The 15,603-nt window shown below is 53.4% G+C and carries 16 protein-coding genes, 2 tRNA genes, 1 other RNA gene and 1 pseudogene; 4 read left to right on the top strand and 16 right to left on the bottom strand.

Annotation, left to right across the window (positions count from 1 at the left end):
• Positions 1–5 precede the first annotated feature (5 nt).
• The 7 genes and pseudogenes from rnpB to LKE28_00280 form a co-directional block, all read right to left on the bottom strand.
• Positions 6–338, bottom strand: an RNA gene (gene rnpB / locus LKE28_00310) — RNase P RNA component class A.
• A 6-nt stretch (positions 339–344) separates the two neighbouring features.
• Positions 345–1,184, bottom strand: a complete 840-nt coding sequence (locus LKE28_00305; GenBank protein ID MCH3906721.1) for a C4-type zinc ribbon domain-containing protein — start codon at positions 1,182–1,184, stop codon at positions 345–347.
• 16 nt (positions 1,185–1,200) lie between these two features.
• Positions 1,201–3,297 (bottom strand): RNA polymerase sigma factor RpoD, encoded by a 2,097-nt coding sequence (rpoD, locus tag LKE28_00300; protein ID MCH3906720.1) that lies wholly within the window; start codon positions 3,295–3,297, stop codon positions 1,201–1,203.
• The gene (gene dnaG / locus LKE28_00295; GenBank protein MCH3906719.1) at positions 3,290–5,104 is read right to left on the bottom strand and encodes a DNA primase; all 1,815 of its coding nucleotides are present in this window, start codon (positions 5,102–5,104) and stop codon (positions 3,290–3,292) included. The genes rpoD and dnaG overlap by 8 nt, the downstream gene beginning before the upstream one ends.
• A gap of 7 nt (positions 5,105–5,111) precedes the next feature.
• Positions 5,112–5,252: a hypothetical protein gene (locus LKE28_00290; GenBank protein MCH3906718.1), complete on the bottom strand. Its 141-nt coding sequence runs from the start codon at positions 5,250–5,252 to the stop codon at positions 5,112–5,114.
• A 15-nt stretch (positions 5,253–5,267) separates the two neighbouring features.
• Positions 5,268–5,552 (bottom strand): annotated as a pseudogene (locus LKE28_00285) (YkgJ family cysteine cluster protein).
• A 31-nt stretch (positions 5,553–5,583) separates the two neighbouring features.
• Positions 5,584–5,665 (bottom strand) — tRNA-Tyr (locus tag LKE28_00280).
• Between the two features lie 143 nt (positions 5,666–5,808).
• Here LKE28_00280 and LKE28_00275 point away from each other — a divergent pair.
• Together LKE28_00275 and LKE28_00270 are read left to right on the top strand one after the other, a co-directional pair.
• Positions 5,809–5,880: transfer RNA gene (locus LKE28_00275), tRNA-Thr, on the top strand.
• Positions 5,881–6,065: 185 nt separating this feature from the next.
• Complete coding sequence (locus tag LKE28_00270; protein MCH3906717.1) at positions 6,066–6,821, top strand: endo alpha-1,4 polygalactosaminidase; 756 nt, start codon at positions 6,066–6,068, stop codon at positions 6,819–6,821.
• Here LKE28_00270 and aroH read toward each other — a convergent pair.
• The gene (gene aroH, locus LKE28_00265) at positions 6,785–7,189 is read right to left on the bottom strand and encodes a chorismate mutase (protein MCH3906716.1); all 405 of its coding nucleotides are present in this window, start codon (positions 7,187–7,189) and stop codon (positions 6,785–6,787) included. The genes LKE28_00270 and aroH overlap by 37 nt on opposite strands.
• Positions 7,183–7,527 carry a hypothetical protein gene (locus tag LKE28_00260; GenBank protein MCH3906715.1) on the bottom strand — a complete coding sequence of 115 codons (345 nt, stop codon included), beginning with the start codon at positions 7,525–7,527 and terminating at the stop codon, positions 7,183–7,185. Before LKE28_00260 ends, aroH begins: the two co-directional genes overlap by 7 nt.
• 93 nt (positions 7,528–7,620) lie before the next feature.
• Between LKE28_00260 and LKE28_00255 the strand changes: the two genes are divergently transcribed.
• The gene (locus LKE28_00255; GenBank protein ID MCH3906714.1) at positions 7,621–8,931 is read left to right on the top strand and encodes a DUF1015 domain-containing protein; all 1,311 of its coding nucleotides are present in this window, start codon (positions 7,621–7,623) and stop codon (positions 8,929–8,931) included.
• On the opposite strand, the gene LKE28_00250 is transcribed toward LKE28_00255, so the two are convergent.
• Together LKE28_00250 and LKE28_00245 are read right to left on the bottom strand one after the other, a co-directional pair.
• On the bottom strand, positions 8,924–9,496 hold the full coding sequence (locus LKE28_00250; GenBank protein MCH3906713.1) for an L-threonylcarbamoyladenylate synthase: 573 nt from the start codon (positions 9,494–9,496) through the stop codon (positions 8,924–8,926). The two genes, LKE28_00255 and LKE28_00250, sit on opposite strands and share 8 nt — an antisense overlap.
• Complete coding sequence (locus LKE28_00245; GenBank protein ID MCH3906712.1) at positions 9,489–9,827, bottom strand: hypothetical protein; 339 nt, start codon at positions 9,825–9,827, stop codon at positions 9,489–9,491. Before LKE28_00245 ends, LKE28_00250 begins: the two co-directional genes overlap by 8 nt.
• A gap of 169 nt (positions 9,828–9,996) precedes the next feature.
• On the opposite strand from LKE28_00245, the gene LKE28_00240 reads away from it, so the two are divergent.
• On the top strand, positions 9,997–10,809 hold the full coding sequence (locus tag LKE28_00240; protein MCH3906711.1) for a hypothetical protein: 813 nt from the start codon (positions 9,997–9,999) through the stop codon (positions 10,807–10,809).
• Here the strand turns inward: LKE28_00240 and LKE28_00235 are convergent.
• Genes LKE28_00235 through LKE28_00215 form a run of 5 tightly spaced genes read right to left on the bottom strand, consistent with a single transcriptional unit; the run spans position 10,806 to position 15,600 of the window.
• The gene (locus LKE28_00235; protein ID MCH3906710.1) at positions 10,806–11,729 is read right to left on the bottom strand and encodes a ribonuclease Z; all 924 of its coding nucleotides are present in this window, start codon (positions 11,727–11,729) and stop codon (positions 10,806–10,808) included. The genes LKE28_00240 and LKE28_00235 overlap by 4 nt on opposite strands.
• A 36-nt stretch (positions 11,730–11,765) precedes the next feature.
• Positions 11,766–12,878, bottom strand: coding sequence for an FtsX-like permease family protein (locus LKE28_00230; GenBank protein MCH3906709.1), 1,113 nt, complete (start codon positions 12,876–12,878; stop codon positions 11,766–11,768).
• Entirely contained in the window at positions 12,871–13,560 is a 690-nt protein-coding gene (locus LKE28_00225; GenBank protein ID MCH3906708.1) for an ABC transporter ATP-binding protein, read from the bottom strand. Before LKE28_00225 ends, LKE28_00230 begins: the two co-directional genes overlap by 8 nt.
• Positions 13,547–14,668 carry an FtsX-like permease family protein gene (locus LKE28_00220; protein ID MCH3906707.1) on the bottom strand — a complete coding sequence of 374 codons (1,122 nt, stop codon included), beginning with the start codon at positions 14,666–14,668 and terminating at the stop codon, positions 13,547–13,549. Before LKE28_00220 ends, LKE28_00225 begins: the two co-directional genes overlap by 14 nt.
• On the bottom strand, positions 14,665–15,600 hold the full coding sequence (locus LKE28_00215) for a hypothetical protein (GenBank protein ID MCH3906706.1): 936 nt from the start codon (positions 15,598–15,600) through the stop codon (positions 14,665–14,667). The genes LKE28_00220 and LKE28_00215 overlap by 4 nt, the downstream gene beginning before the upstream one ends.
• Between the last annotated feature and the right edge of the window lie 3 nt (positions 15,601–15,603).

Here is a 15,603-nt window from a genome sequence, read left to right as displayed (position 1 = left end):
AAAAAAATTCCGGTAGGCAATAAGCCGGGTTCTGTATCAATGATCATCTATCCAGGATGTTGGTTACCCAACACCTCAAGCGACCTACCCGCAGCCTATAGACGGACAGCCCAGACTGCATATTTGGTCTTGCTCCTGACGAGGCTTGCCATGCCATGCCTGTTACCAGACACGCGGTGGGCTCTTACCCCACCATTTCACCCTTACCCTTGCGGGCGGTTTGCTTTCTGTTGCGCTATCTCGAGCGTTACCGCTGCCGGCCGTTAACCGGCGTCATGTCCTATGGAGCCCGGACTTTCCTCAGGAGTATTGCATCCTGCGATCATCTGTCCTACCGGAAAACATCACACAATATCGTTGAATTCGTCGTCGCTGGTGAAATCGGAAAGTTCGGCGCCACCCTCTTCTTCCTCAGGGGCAGACTCCTCATCATCCTTCACCGGTTTCTTGAACTGCTCTTCTCCACCTTCCACTTCTTCATAGTACAGAATGCGGGAGCAATACGGACAGAACTCAATCTTCTTGGCGAGACGCACATCATTGACGAACTGGATCGGCAACATGATGTGGCATCCCTGGCAGACCAATCCATGGATCGGTACAATGCCTTTGCCATGCTTGTTCTTCACAATGTTGGCGAATTTGTTGTACAGGTCAATGTTGATGTCCTCATCAATGAACGCCTTGCATTGAGCTTCCACCGAAGCCAGTTGCTGCTGCTTTTCCTTGGTCAGACTGTCAATCTTGTTGGATTCCGATTCCACTTCGGTTTGCTGCAGTTTCAGAAGGGATTCTTTTTCGGCAAGCTGGGCATCAAGTTCCTGCACCTGCTGTTCCTTGGCATGCACCTGCTTGAGCAGATCCTGCTCCTTGGCGCCAGCGTCGTTGATTTCCTTCTCCATCGCCTCGAACTCACGTTGGGTGCTGATGGATTCCATTTTCTTTTCGCTGGCTTCCCGGGCACTGACCGTCATGTCATAATCGTACCGGAGGCTCTTCAGCTCGTCTTTCGCCGCTTTGTCCTTGTCGGTCTCATCGGTATATTCTTTGGTGATCTTCGCCAAGAGATCCTGCTTGATCTTCAAGTCTTTCGGAAGCTTTTCAATCTCTTCCTCCAACGTGAATTTCTGCATCAGGCAGTCCTGCAACTTGGTGAGTTTCTCAAACACTTTCTTCTCTTCCATCATTTTCTCCTGCTGATCAAATGAAATCCTTCAGTATTCTGCTTCGTTTCGGATGGCGAAGCCGACGCAAGGCTTTAGCCTCGATCTGTCTGATCCGTTCACGAGTCACTTCAAAATACAACCCTACTTCTTCCAATGTCAATGAGTATCCGTCATCCAGACCAAAGCGCATCCGCAAAACTTCCTGCTCACGCTCGGGAAGGGTGGCCATCACCTGGTTGAGCTCTTCCTTCAGGATCGCATAGGCGGTCTGTTTTGCCGGATCCTCAACTTCCTTATCCTCAATGAAATCGGAAAGCAAGGAATCTTCTTCCTCTCCGACCGGCGTCTCCAGACTGATCGGTTCCCGCGCGACGTTCTTCACCGTCTTGACCTTTTCTTCCGTCCAGCCAAGCTTGTCGGCGATCTCCGCATCGGTCGGCTCCCGTCCCAGCGTCTGCATCAACATACGGGATTCCCTGACCACCTTGTTGATCTGCTCGATCATATGGACCGGCACACGAATCGTACGGGCCTGGTCGGAGATGGAACGGGTGATCGCCTGGCGGATCCACCAGGTGGCGTACGTGCTGAACTTGTAGCCCTTGCGGTATTCGAACTTCTCCACCGCCTTGATCAGGCCGATGTTTCCTTCCTGGACAAGATCGAAGAAATGAAGTCCACGGTTGGTGTACTTCTTGGCGATGGAGACGACCAGCCTGAGGTTCGCCTTGATCAGGCGATCCTTGGCGTTCTTCATCATCTTCTGCCCTTCCTTGATCTTCACCGCGTGCTTGAGAATCTCCTCACACGGCTCCTCGAAGGTGTATTCGATGTTCCGCACGTCCTTCTCGGTGATCTGCAGGTCTTTGATCAGATCCTTGATCTCGTAGCTGGACAGCTGCAACGTCTGTTCGATCTCCCCGCATTTGGTGCTGGTGTTCAGATCCCGGCCAAGCTGCCTGAGTTCCTTGGGACTGGACACCTGCAGACGGTTCTCGATCTTCTGGATCTTTTCCGTGTACGTATTGATGTCCTGTTCCGCCTTGATGAAATCATCGGTGAACAGCGTGATCTCTTCCTGTTCCAGTTTTACTTTGGAGAGTTTTTCCAACAGCTTTTTGCGCTGTTTGATCATTCCATCATCACGCAGCACATCCTCCCCGCTGGAGATCATCTGTTCTTTCTTGGTGACATACGCCTTCAATGGAGCCTGCAGATCCTTCAACTGCTCACGATAATACTGTGCATATCGTTTCTGGTTGGTGATCTGCTCTTTGTATTCCTGCGGACTGAACTCGTCCCCATCCTCTTCGAACTTGGTGTTCAGCGTTTTGATGATGTCGTAGAACCGGGTGATCATGATGCCGCTCTGGCTGATCACTTCCTTGATGATCTCCGCACCCATCTCCATCTTTTTGGAAAGTTCCACTTCCTGGTCGGCCGTCAACAGGTTCTCACGACCGATCTCACGGAGATACAGACGGATGGGATCATCACCACTGGATTCCCCATGATCCGTTCCAAGGATCGCCGATGAATGACCTCTGCGGTCAATATCGGCATCATGTTCATCCAGCGAGGAGATATCGACGAAGTGTTCTCCCGAACCGACGGAATCCTCGTCACCCAACTGGGACCAACCGCCCTGCAGGGAGGGATCCTCCACGTCTTCGTCATCTGATTCCTCTTCCTCATCCTCTTCTTCCGCTTCGTCCTCGTCCGTCGCCGCATGCTTTTTTGACGTTGCCGAATCTTTTTTCAGGACAACCGTCGGCGTGAAATCATCATGGTCTTCCACCAGCGTGTCATCTTCCACAGGGACATCGTCCTCAAGAAGGGCATCGTCTTCCGGCTCTTCCTGTTCCAGTTCCTCTTCGTTGGTCAAATCTTCCGGCGTCGGTCCTTCCTCCACGGAGAACGCATCATCTTCCGCTATGGCGGGACCTTCTTCCGAAACGATGATGCCCGCGTCGTTGGCCAAGGACTGGATCACTTCCTCGACGTCTTCGTCAGACGCCTTGTCCTTTCCTCCGAACGCAGTAATGATGTCATCTTTCGTAACGTTATGCCGTTCTGCGAATTTCTTCACCATCTCTTTGACGATGGTGTCCAGTACATTATCTTCAAGCATCCTGATTCAACCCTCTTCCTTCCGGCTGCAGCAATTTCTGCTGTAACGCGTTGATGCGGTCATTGATCATCATATATGACGCGATGACCTCATCCTGATCATCCGAAGCTCCGCCCAGTTCCAGCAAATGCCGGTAATCTTCCAGTTGCTTCTGCAGGTTCCGTATGGTAATCCGTATGATCGCTTCATTCAGCACATTCGCTGCGTTGCGCCGGTATTCATCCAATGAGAATGATGCGGCGACATCACTGGAAAGCTGAGCGTCCTGGATTTTCTGCAGAAAATACTCGTCGCTTTGCTCCAACGTCCCTTCTCGTGTCGCATCCTCAAGGAGCTGGTACAGCGCTTTGGCTTCCCTGTCCTCGAGGTCTTCGAACTGGAGACTGGACCTCACTTCCTTAAACAATGAACGATTATTCACCACATACAGCATGGTCCTCAGGTCGATGTTCAGGCGATAGGGGTCAAGAGGTTTGATTGGTTGTTGCTCTTGCCTGACGACGGGGCGCTGGACCTCGGTACGTCTGCCTTTGTAAAAATCCTCAAGGATAGCTGTCTGTGAAACTTCAAGCACCTCCGCAAGTTGTTTGATCAAATCATTCCGCACAATACTTGATGTTGTGGCGTCAAGGTACGGTTTCACTTCCTGGAAAATGGCATATTTACCATCAGACGAAGTTATATCATAATGAGTTACCGCATTCTGTACAAGATAGGAAAACCCTCTTTCCGTATCGTTTACTTCGTTCTGCAACGCTTCTTCCCCATGATTCTGCACCACTTCCGAGGCATCCTTGCCGGAAGTGAGGACGGCGACGTTGTTTTCCAGCTCCTGGGCCTGTGCCAATGCCAGTGCCTTGATGGTTGCGTTCTGCCCCGCTTTGTCACTGTCGAACAGAAGCGTCACTTTGCGTACGTACCGTTTGAGCAGTTTTGCCTGCTCTTCGGTGAATGCCGTTCCGAGGGGCGCCATCGCTGGGGCGAGACCGGCCTGGTGGAACGCAACCACGTCGAAATTCCCCTCGCAGATGATCGCCGAGGCATCAGGCTTTTTCAACGAGTCCAACGATTCGTAGATGCCAAACAGATTGTGCTTCTTGCTGTAGATCGGCGTCTCCGGCGTGTTGATGTACTTTGACTTGCTCTCCCCGGTCAAATCACGACCACTGAAGGCAACGGTACGCCCCTGCCAGGTACGTACCGGGAACATCAGACGATCCCAAAAGATCCCATGGGGGAAGCGATCTCGGGAAAACAGACCGGATGCCTTGAGCAGTTCGTCACTGTACGACTTCTTGTGCAGGAATCCGTACAGATCCCAGGACGCCGGAGCGTATCCCAGATTGAATTTCTCCCACATCTCCCGTTTCACGTCCCGCTCACGGAGATACGCCCTCGCCTTCTCCCCACCGGGATCCGTAGTGAGAAAATAGTGGTACGTCTTGCTGATGCGGTCGTACAGTTCGAACAGAGCTTCGCGCATATCACTGCGTTCCCGCTCCTCCGGGCTCATCTCCTCAAGCTGCAGACCAGCCTGCTGGGCGAGCATCTCCACCGCCTGGATGAACGAGCATTTTTCCATCTCCTGGACGATGGTGAAGATGTTTCCGCCTTTCCCACATCCGAAACAGTGCCAGGTTCCCTTGTCGTCATGGATGACCAGCGAAGGGGTCTTTTCCCCGTGGATCGGGCAATTGCACCAATAATCGTTTCCCCTGCGCACAAGTTTGGAGTACCTGCCCATCACATCACTGACAAGCAGTTTGTCCTTGATGGACTGGAGAAACGCTGGTGAATACTTCGGCACCTTTTCCTTACTCCTCCCCTTTGATCATCGGCACGGCGTGCTGCAAGGCAGTGAGGCACGCCTCGATTTCCTCTTTGGGATGCAGTTCCCCATGTCCCATCCCCGGACACCGGCGCGCCTCGTCATCCCAGCTCTCTTTATTCTCCATGATCCGAATCCAGAACGGATAGGTTCTGCATTGGAGTGGCCGGTCTTCATAGACGCCGCATCCCTTCTCTGTAAGAAATATACATGCATTATCCGATTTTTCCAAAAGAGAATAGAAAAAACCGCTGGATTGTGTGGTCCTGCAGTACCGTTGGAGGAACACCTCACGAGAAAGATGAAAGCGACCGGCAAGCCGATCGACATCCTCAACGGTCAGAAACACAAACCCCGGCTCCCCCGCACAACAATACCTGCATCCCGTACAGGTGAAACGTACGCCCCGTTGGTAAAAGCACCCCATAAAAAAAGCCTCTTCCACGAAGAGGCTCGGATGGAGAGGGAAGGATTCGGACCTTCGAAGCTATAAGCAGCAGATTTACAGTCTGTCCCCTTTGACCACTCGGGAACCTCTCCAGATTTTCAAGACGTCTTAGAAAGTACCCCATTTCACCATATTTCGTCAAGCGCATTCACAGAGAAAGCGATTCATCGTGACACCCCTTGAAATTCATCATTGTTTTGCATTACCCTAGCAAGGCGAATTCAGAACGCCTCAAGCCGACGTGGCTCAATGGTAGAGCTCCTGACTTGTAATCAGGTGGTTGTTGGTTCAATTCCGACCGTCGGCTCTCGTTTTTACTTGGTAATTCCTTATAATACAAGTAAATAATATTTTCAAAAACATGAAAGTGTGACTAAAAGTGTGACCAATATTTCGGTTAGTTCCTCTTCACCCCTCCAGATTTCTCTCTTTTTGATTATCTCCCATAGACAAACACGACAATGTTTTGCATTCTGAATCAAAGGATGCCCAATGCGGTACGTATCAGTTGTGGTGCTTTGCGCGCTTCTGTTCTCAGGATGCATGACGACGGATTCCGGGTACGCAGTCGTCTCCAGATCAAACTCCCATGACATCATCACCCTCGCTCAGGGAAAGAGCCTGGTGGTGGTCGACCCCACGCTTCTGACGGCAGAAGACATTGCTGAAATCCAGAAGCGTTCCACGTTCGTCTATGGCTATCTGGACATCGCATCGGTCCATGAGAACGGCGAATCGTATCCAGGCACTCCGCTCGGCTATGACCCTGACCGTCAGGTGATGTGGTTGCAGGTCTCTGATCCCAGCTGGCAGGAATACTGTCTTGAACGTGCGAAACGTCTTGTCGCGAAAGGTGTGGACGTACTGTTCATCGACGGATGTGACGAATACACGTTCCGAAGATATGAAGGCGTGTATCAGGCGTTTGTGCAGATGCTCGACACGCTGAAAACCCTGGGCAAACCAATCATCATCAACAACGGTGATGTCTTTCTCACCCGGGCGCTTTCCGAACAGGGATCAGGATTTGTCAACGGCGTCAATCAGGAAGGACTCTTCACCACCCGGATGTTCGCCAGAAGAAGTGAAACCGATCAAGCGTATCTTTCGGAATTCCTCGCGCTGAGCAAGAAGCACGGCTTGGACGTGTACGTGATAGAATACGGTCTCCCTGACAGAAAGATCATCTCATTTGCAAAAGAACGAGGCTATCACCTGACGTTTGTTTCGGACGCTACGCCGTTCTGACGTAGATCCGGCCTGAGGCGCTCCGCCCCATCCAGATAGACCGGCACCAGACAGCGGGTCTCTTCCTTCAGCACCACCAGCAACCGGATGACACGCGGCATCATTCCCGTAATTTCCGGTTCCTGCATGCAGAACAACGGCAATTCTTTGCACCACCCACCCTTTCGCAACGCGCCGGCCGGATTCCTGCTTTTCAGATCCCCCGTCTGGGTGAACAGTACGAACGCAATATCCGTTTCTTCCAAATGATTTTCCGTGATGATCGCTTTCCATAGTTTAGCCACAGCTTCTTCAATGGAAACGATGGCGTCTTCCTTGACGCAGATGGCTCCACGCACCGCAGTGATACCCATGATCCCTCCTACCATGAAATAAGGATACCTTCCTGTACCACGTGCTCGATCAAATCTCTGAGCAACGTCAGGCCGAACGCAACCGCCGTACGGACCAGCATCAGTATAAAAAACCGTGTGGGGAATACCCGGGTCGTCCCCCAGACCACCAAGGACAGCGAGAAAATCCAGACAGAAAGGAAATAGATCGTCCAACAGACCACATCCGCGCAGATGACCAGCAAACGGATCAAATCTTCGGGGACGGCAAAAAAACCGCAGGCCAGGTATGCCAGCAGGAAGAAGCAGAGCAACAAGAGACAGTAGTTCTGGATCCTGCCGACAAAGGCAAGGAGCCGTTGTGTCCGAAGCATGCTCCCATCCTATCATCACCGGCGCCCTCAGGCAAGAACGGTTACCGTTGCCCTCAAGGCAAAAAGGCCATAGAATGGAGAAAGGAGCGGTACATGCAGGAAATCACCCAGCGTTTGGCAAAACTCGGCATTCGTACGGCGGACATTCTTGTCCCCCATCACGGCATTGACTTGAAGAAATGGGCGGTGGTCGCCTGTGACCAATACACTTCGGAACCGGAGTATTGGAAACGGGTCGAACAACACGTCGGAAACGACCCTTCGACGCTTCGCTTGATTTACCCGGAAGTATATCTGAACGAAGCGGACAAACAACAGCGCATCGAGGAGATCAACCAAACGATGCGCCAATATCTGGAACAGAACATTTTCGACACCTATCCAGACAGCTTCTTCCTGGTTCATCGGAAAACAGAGGCAGGGAGAGGCAGATGGGGCCTGTTGGTCGCGTTGGATCTGGAATGCTACGATTACAGTCCGGAGTCCAAAAGCCTGGTACGGGCCACCGAGGGTACCATTCTCTCCCGTATCCCCCCCCGCAAGGAGATCCGCAAGAACGCCTTGTTGGAAGTCCCACACATCATGGTGCTGCTGGATGACCCCAAACGTACCGTCATCGAACCGCTGGCTGAGGCAAACTCCCGTCTTCCCCTGGTGTACGACACCGATCTGATGGAACACGGAGGACATGTCACCGCATGGAAGATCGACCAGAAAAAAGAACTTACCGCCATTGCTTCCGCGCTGGAAGGGCTGTACGACGCCCTGGATCCGGCGAATCCGTTGCTGTACGCCATGGGGGACGGAAACCACAGTCTGGCCACGGCGAAGAGCTGCTGGGAAGATTTGAAGAAGACCCTGCCTTCCGCCGAACAGGCTGATCATCCTGCTCGGTTCGCGTTGGTTGAGCTGGAGAACATCCATGACCCCGGTCTGGTGTTTGAACCGATCCATCGTCTGCTGTTCCACACCACATGGGGCGATGTGTTCGGAGCCATCGCGGAAAACGCGCGGCAGATGGAAGTCAGAAAATCGGAGAATCTGCAGGAGACGATCAAAGCGATCAACCAGCCAGGTGCCCAGAAGTTCGGGTATCTTGATCAGGATGGCTGGAAGGTAATCACGCTGACCGAACCTTCGGCGTCCATCGCCGCCGGGACGATCCAGAACGTCATCGACGGATTGACCCGCCAGGGCAAAGCCGAAGTGGATTATGTCCATGGAACGGATGTGGTGGAAGCAAAAGGAAAACTTCCCGGCAACGCCGGCATTCTGCTCCCTGACGTATCCAAGCAGACCTTCTTCGCCACCATCATCAAAGACAAAGCCCTCCCAAGGAAAACATTCTCCATGGGAGACGCTGCGGAGAAACGATTCTATATGGAAGCCAGGAAGATCAGATAGTCAACGCGCTTGCATTGTACGATCCTTGCCGGATGATCCGGTAGGGATGTACGGTGCAGTCGATCAATGTGGAAGGCACGGTGCCTTGTTTTTCATCACCGACGACAAACGTCGGCACTTTGTCTTTGAAGGTGAAGATGATGTCGGTGATGGAAGTCATCGATGCGTAGCCGGAAAGATTGACCGAGGTGGAATAGATCGGGCTTCCCAGTTTTTCCAGAACCTTTTGCAGAAAAGGATCAGAGGGTACACGGATCGCCGTCGTTCCTTCCCCATTCTTGTTGTGCATGATCGCCGTGAGCGGACAAGGCCAGCACGCCTCGATGTCCTTGGGAACATCACAGATTTCTTTTGCCTGATCCAATGTCGCCAGCAGAAGGAACGGTTTTCGTTCATCACGGTATTTCAATGCGTACAGCTTTTCTTTCGCCGGCCCCACTTTGGCGCAAAGTCCATAAATCGTGTCACATGGAAGCACCATCACCTCATCCCGCTTCAGTCGTTCCACCACGATATCCAAGGTGTCGGGATTCTGACGATACAATACATCTCCTTCATCAGCCATTTTGCTTACGATCTCCTGCCTGTGTATGTTTTGCATACAGTAGCACAATGCAACAGGAAATGAACAGAGCCATCAGCGACAAAGCCCACAGCGGAAGATGGAAATAGGTGATTTCCTCCGGTACATCTGGTTCCGCTGTGGTGGATTTGGCCGCATGCTCCTCCCCTTTGAAAACATATACCTGTTCGCCTTCCGTACGATATCCCAGCCGGTAAGCCGCGTCCTTCAGCCCTTCCCCTTGGGAAAGCTGCCTGCTTTGTTCTTCCAACGCATCCACCTGTGCCTGCAGTTCCGCTTTCCGGTAGGACAGCTCGTTTGCACGCTTCTGCATGGCCCGCATATAGAAAATTCCACGTTCACCGACGCAAACGTACAGCAAGACCAACGAAACAACGAAGGTTATGATGAATATCGCAAGGTTCTTTCTTGTCATACGGAAACCATACTTATATAATATCACTGTAATAACAAATAAAAACGATGTACATACGGGGGCGAGTATGGCGGAATCCAAACACTACGGCAGACAGATTGTGGGAAGTCTGGTGCTTACCATCATCATTCTTGGTGCGGTGGCAACCTTGTTCGGCATGTATTTGATCCCCAAGTATCAGATCAGCCGCGAGCAGATCTACAATGTCGCCGTCAAGGTGTTCCCGTTGGTGATCGGACTGGTAATGATCCAGATCGGTACGATGGTAGCCAGCCGCCGGGATGAAGACTATGCGGATGAAGTGGACAAACTTCCCCCAAACGCCTATGACAAAGCATTGTACCGAGAACCGAAAGATGACCAGCCGGGAGCCGGAAAAGCCAATCCAGCCCAGCAGATGCCTGTCGTTCCCCCTGTTGTCGCCGCATCACCTGTGCAGACGGAGGCTGTTTCCCCTGTGGTACAGGTTTCCCAATCCTCCATCGCCACTCCCGTGGGAGTGCCAGAGACCGAAACGATCGACGCTACGTTTGACACCATTCTGGAAAACGAATTGAAGAGTGCCCAGGATCTGGATTACGATTTGACGTTGATGCTGGTCAAAGCCCCTGAGGAGAGCCACAACCAGGTAGTCAGCAAACTGTCCGTCCTGCTGGACAAAGCTTCGTTCCCGTTTGATCTCGGAGACGGCACGGAGGCGTTCATCTTCCCGTTCTACAACCAAGCGGAAACGGAAGAGTTGATCAAACCGATCGAACAGGAGATCACCCAGGAAAATCCTTCCGCCACCTGGACGAAAGGATTCGCCTCACGAAACGGCAGAGTGTTGGATACGGAAATCCTGGTGCATGAAGCGCAGGTGGCCAGCGGCTCCTCCTAATCCTTCAACGCGATCGGGAAACACATCCGGTCGCGGGTAAGGACGGTTTTGGGGAATATTTTCCTCGCGTCGTCAGCAAGATATTTCAACTGGGAATCACTATACCGGGGGCTGTAATGGATCAGCCCCATTTTTTTGACATGAGCGTCCCGGGCGATCATCCCTGCCTGGGTGGCTGTCATGTGCTTCTTTTCTTTCGCGGCATCTTCCATGTCCCCGGTGAACATCCCTTCGCAGAGAAGCAAATCACTGTTTTCGACAAACGTAGCGATCTTGGGAAGATACAAGGTATCGGTCACATAACTGAACTTCCGCCCACTCCGAGGAGAGCCCATCACCATCTCAGGGGTGATCACCTTCCCGTCGTTTGTGGTGACGCTCTCCCCTTTCTGGAGTTTGCCCCACATCGGTCCCATGGGAATTCCCAGCTCTGCGGCTTTTTCCGGATGAAACTCACCAGGTCGTTGCTTTTCTTCGAACACGTATCCGAAGCAAGGCTTGGTATGATCCAATGCGAATGCCGTGACGGTGTACAGCGGATTGTCGACGATCACGCCCTCCTCCACCGGCTTGACGATGATCTCATAGTTGATGTACATGTCCAGGATCTTCCGGGACGCATCGACAAACTCAGCCAGTTTCGCCGGTCCGTAGATGGTCAACGGCTCGGTACGGTCCACCTGGCTGGAGAGCATCAAAATGCCGGGAAGCCCCGTCACATGATCAGCGTGCATATGGCTGATGAAAATCGTATCGATCTTCTTCCAATGAAGGTTGAGCATCTTCAGGGAAACCTGAGTGCCTTCCCCGCAGTCAAACAAGAAAAGGTCACCATCACGACGCACCATGGCGCTGGTAAGGAATCTATTGGGAAGCGGCATCATGCCACTGGTTCCCAAGGCGAATACTTCAAAATTCATGGTCAAAGTATAGCAACAATACCGTTCCTAGAAAACCTACCATCCTTGGACCAACGATACCGGCTGGATGGACCGTATCCGTCTGAGGGCAAGCGATGCGCTCGCCATGCTGAGGAGCAGCAGGACGACAAGAACGATCACAATGCGTCCCCAGGGAATAAGGATGGGAAAATCGAGAAGATAATAGGAAAGCGCGGGAATCCCGCTTTTGCCAAGCAACCGGAAGACTGGCTGCAGGACGTACGCCAGCATCCCACCCAGCACCGTCCCCAAGGCAAGCGACCACAAGGAAAGGCGGAACACCGCCACAAGGAACAGACGTCGTACGGAACGATCACGCATCCCCAACAGCTTCAGCGTGGCGATCTCCGTCTTCCGGTCGGTCACCATCGAAGCGGAGAACTCACTGACGAAAAAGGCGGCCAGCATGGCGATGGCAAGGAACACCCCCGTCACGACATTCTGGCTAGTCTGCAGGTTCTCCGCCAAGTCGGAACGGGCTTCGTACCACGCCGTGACGAAGTATCCCTGTTTGCGGAGCCGTTGTTCTTCAGAGGAGACATCCCCTGTCACCAACAGCTCTGTTGCAAGGGGATACCCCGCCGCTTCCATCACGGAGATGGGGCAAAACACCAGCAGATCATCCAGTTCCGCATATCCGCTGTCGTAGATGGCCGACACCACCCCAAGCACCGGACGGAACTGATCATCCTGGGAGAGCACCAGCAACACGGAATCCCCCACGGAGACGGAAAGCGTGCGGGCGATGCGTTCCGAGATGATCACCCACGGTTTTCCGGATGCGTTCAAATCCAGGTCAGAAACATGAAGAGCGGTCTTACGGTTGGCGGTGAAATACTCAGCGGAAACGCCTTTGACCATCACGGGAGCGGTGACATCCGAGCCGTAAAGCAACGCGTTACCCGATCGCACCGGATAAGCGTCCGGTCCTTCGTAGGATCCTGAGACGGAAAGGTGCCCGCTTCCCAGAAGCGCATAGGTGTCCGCGATGCCCTGGGCCATGGAATGCACGAAGATCAAGCAGAACGACAACAAGAGCGCGATGATGGCAAGCAGAATGGCATGATCCCGCAGGTGGGGATCTTTTCGGATCGGCTTCTGCAACATGCCAAAGAGCGTTTCACGCATCGTACAGCTTCCTGTCATGAAGGTGCAGCACGCGGTTGCACCGTTTGGCGAAACCAAGGTTGTGCGTGGCAAGAACCAGCGACGCCCCATGTTCCTTCACCAGAGACAACAACAGGTCCTCCACCATGCGTGCGTTGGTCTCATCAAGGGAACCGGTTGGTTCGTCGGCGAACACCATCATCGGATCCTGCGCCAACGCACGGGCGACGGCGACCCGTTGCCGTTCCCCACCGGAGAGCGTGTCGTTTCGATGGTGGAAACGATCCGACAACCCGACCTGACGAAGCAGTTCCTCCGCCTTCTTCCTCGCATCCTTCCCGTCCATCCCTCCGATCATACAGGGGATCATCACGTTCTCCAACGCGGTGAAATCGCCAAGAAGCAGACTGTTCTGGAATACGAACCCCATCCGTTGGTTGCGAAGCGCGCTCAGGGCCGCGTCATCCATCGTTCCGAGGTCATTGCCATCAAAACGGATGGTACCGGCATCCGGGCGCAACAGCGACGCGCACACCTCAAGAAACGTGGATTTGCCGCATCCGCTGTTCCCCACAATGGCGACGCTCTCCCCACGGTGAATCACCAGATCCACATCGGAAAGCACGGACAACGATCCCCCATCCCCTTCGGGAAACGACTTGGACACCCCATGCGCCTCAAACAGCAGTTCAGAATCTTTCATCGGACACCATCTCCATGATTTGCAATGAGAGCATGCGCCTGGTTCCCGCAAACGTAAACAGCAAGACTCCAGCCATCACTCCAAGAGAAATGATCGCCATCGGACCGACAGGCAACGTCAAACGCATGTCCGTAGCGAACAGGTACACGCCAAGGGTTATCGTTCGGAGCAGATACGGAGCAAGAAAAACCAACAGCAGGGACAACGCCCACCCCAATACGATACCCAGGAAACTGACCCAGAGCGCCTCCCAAAGAAACAGGGAGATCACCTGGTTGTCCCGGAGTCCCAACGTCCTCAGCATCCCGATCTCCTTCCGTTTGCATCCGATCAGATCCCGGGTGCTCCGGCGGACGGAAAGCACCACAGCGACCAGAAGCACGGAAAACAGCAATCGGATCACCGTCTGCTCCAGATGGAGCGCCCCATACAGCGCGCTGTTGCTTTCCTTGTAGGTCATGATCTCCGTACCGTCCGGAAGCATTGAGGCGATACGCCGTTTCTCCGCCTCCACCGTTCCGTTGGCATACAACCCAACACGATACGAAGGTGTGTACCGTGATGCATCGGAGAGCGGCATCACCACGGTCTGTTGGTTGAACTGGCTGTCGGACGTGACGAACACCCCATCCACCTGAATCGCTTCCTGCTTGGGCACCACCCGGGCTTGTCTTCCCCGCTGCAGCGTGGTGATGGTGAACATATCCTTGGGCCGCAGACCGAACGTGTACGGCACGCACACTCCTGCACTCCCCGTGAGCAACGAGATTCGGGAAAACGCAGGACTCTCCGGAGAGAGAAACCGCAGAGTTACCGGATTACCTTCAAACAAGGCAGGCATCACCGCATAGACGAACGCGTTGTTTCCGATTGTTCTTGCAAACGATTCCGCTTGTTCCTGACTTTGCGCGTTGATGGAGAGATCATAGGAAGTATAGGCACGGAGCGTGTCCATCCGGTCCGTTGCGATCCGGGACATGAAGGCAAGCGACACGCTCATCGCGGCAATGCAGAACATCAACGAGAGCATGATCCGAATGCTCTCTCCGCGGTGGCGGTTTTCTCGGGAGAAGCCATAGCGTCGTGCAATCCACCGTACTGTGTTCACAGATACCGGACGCCTCCCACGCTTTTCCCATCCTGCCGATAGGTTATCACGGCATACGGTTTGCCCTCACTGTACACCGTCTCTTCGCTGCGGATTCCCTGGGAATACCGGATTTCTTTCTGAATGGCACCGTCCTGGCAGATCACCGACGAGACGAGGGTACCATTTTCATATTCGTTGATCGTAATGGTTCCATTTTCCTGTTGCGCGACGGAACGCACCACGTCCCCATCCTGATATACATACGTTTCATCGGAACGCTTCTCGTCACCCACCATCATCACCCGGTGGACCAAATCGCCTTGTTGGTCATACGTTTCCAACGTGACGGCGTCGCCGTCCGTGCGCTGGTAGACGGTATTGCCTTCCTCATCAACCGTTACGGAGAACGTGTCATTCCCATCCCCTTCCGTAGTACGGGAAAGACGCAAGCCATATCCATTACCAAATCGCTGGAACTGTTCCGTACCCGCCCCATCCGTAACGGTAACCTGGCTGGCAGTGGGGAAAAACACCCCTTTCCCCGACTGAATGACAGCCGAAAGCGTTCCATCGGCACGATTGTAGGCGAAAAGAGTCAAGGAATGGTCATCACCTTTGGTGGCGGCTACGGAAGCGAGCCGCCCTTCCCCGTCATACCGATAGACGTACACCACACCATCCTGTTCCTCGCGGACCAGACGGCTGTCCTGGTATTCCCGTCTCCAAAGGCCATCGCCATCCAGATCCTTGATCGTCACCACGCCATCCGTATGGGATATTTCCTGGACAGCCTCGCCATTGTGGTACAGCGTTCCGTCCGAAAGGGACCATTCCGTCGTTTCTCCTTCCGAAATCTCGCCAAGATCCTGCCCCAGCGCATTGGAACGGTGGATCGGATTGGCGACCACCAATGAGGGGAGCAGAAGGATCATCAGCGGGAGGAGACGCATCGG

This window comes from Sphaerochaeta sp., assembly GCA_022482495.1.
Taxonomy (GTDB): Bacteria; Spirochaetota; Spirochaetia; order Sphaerochaetales; family Sphaerochaetaceae; genus RUG023.
The sequence above is the reverse complement of the archived record's forward strand: the minus strand, read 5'-3'. Positions and strand labels throughout refer to the sequence as shown.

Coding starts and splice junctions, on each gene's coding strand:
- LKE28_00305 (MCH3906721.1), bottom strand. CDS start 1,184: ATGGAAGAGAAGAAAGTGTTTGAGAAACTCACCAAGTTGCAGGACTGC.
- LKE28_00255 (MCH3906714.1), top strand. CDS start 7,621: ATGCAGGAAATCACCCAGCGTTTGGCAAAACTCGGCATTCGTACGGCG.
- LKE28_00270 (MCH3906717.1), top strand. CDS start 6,066: ATGCGGTACGTATCAGTTGTGGTGCTTTGCGCGCTTCTGTTCTCAGGA.
- aroH (MCH3906716.1), bottom strand. CDS start 7,189: ATGGTAGGAGGGATCATGGGTATCACTGCGGTGCGTGGAGCCATCTGC.
- LKE28_00215 (MCH3906706.1), bottom strand. CDS start 15,600: ATGCGTCTCCTCCCGCTGATGATCCTTCTGCTCCCCTCATTGGTGGTC.
- LKE28_00230 (MCH3906709.1), bottom strand. CDS start 12,878: ATGCGTGAAACGCTCTTTGGCATGTTGCAGAAGCCGATCCGAAAAGAT.
- rpoD (MCH3906720.1), bottom strand. CDS start 3,297: ATGCTTGAAGATAATGTACTGGACACCATCGTCAAAGAGATGGTGAAG.
- LKE28_00225 (MCH3906708.1), bottom strand. CDS start 13,560: ATGAAAGATTCTGAACTGCTGTTTGAGGCGCATGGGGTGTCCAAGTCG.
- LKE28_00290 (MCH3906718.1), bottom strand. CDS start 5,252: ATGGAGAATAAAGAGAGCTGGGATGACGAGGCGCGCCGGTGTCCGGGG.
- LKE28_00235 (MCH3906710.1), bottom strand. CDS start 11,729: ATGAATTTTGAAGTATTCGCCTTGGGAACCAGTGGCATGATGCCGCTT.
- LKE28_00240 (MCH3906711.1), top strand. CDS start 9,997: ATGGCGGAATCCAAACACTACGGCAGACAGATTGTGGGAAGTCTGGTG.
- LKE28_00245 (MCH3906712.1), bottom strand. CDS start 9,827: ATGCAGAAGCGTGCAAACGAGCTGTCCTACCGGAAAGCGGAACTGCAG.
- LKE28_00260 (MCH3906715.1), bottom strand. CDS start 7,527: ATGCTTCGGACACAACGGCTCCTTGCCTTTGTCGGCAGGATCCAGAAC.
- LKE28_00250 (MCH3906713.1), bottom strand. CDS start 9,496: ATGGCTGATGAAGGAGATGTATTGTATCGTCAGAATCCCGACACCTTG.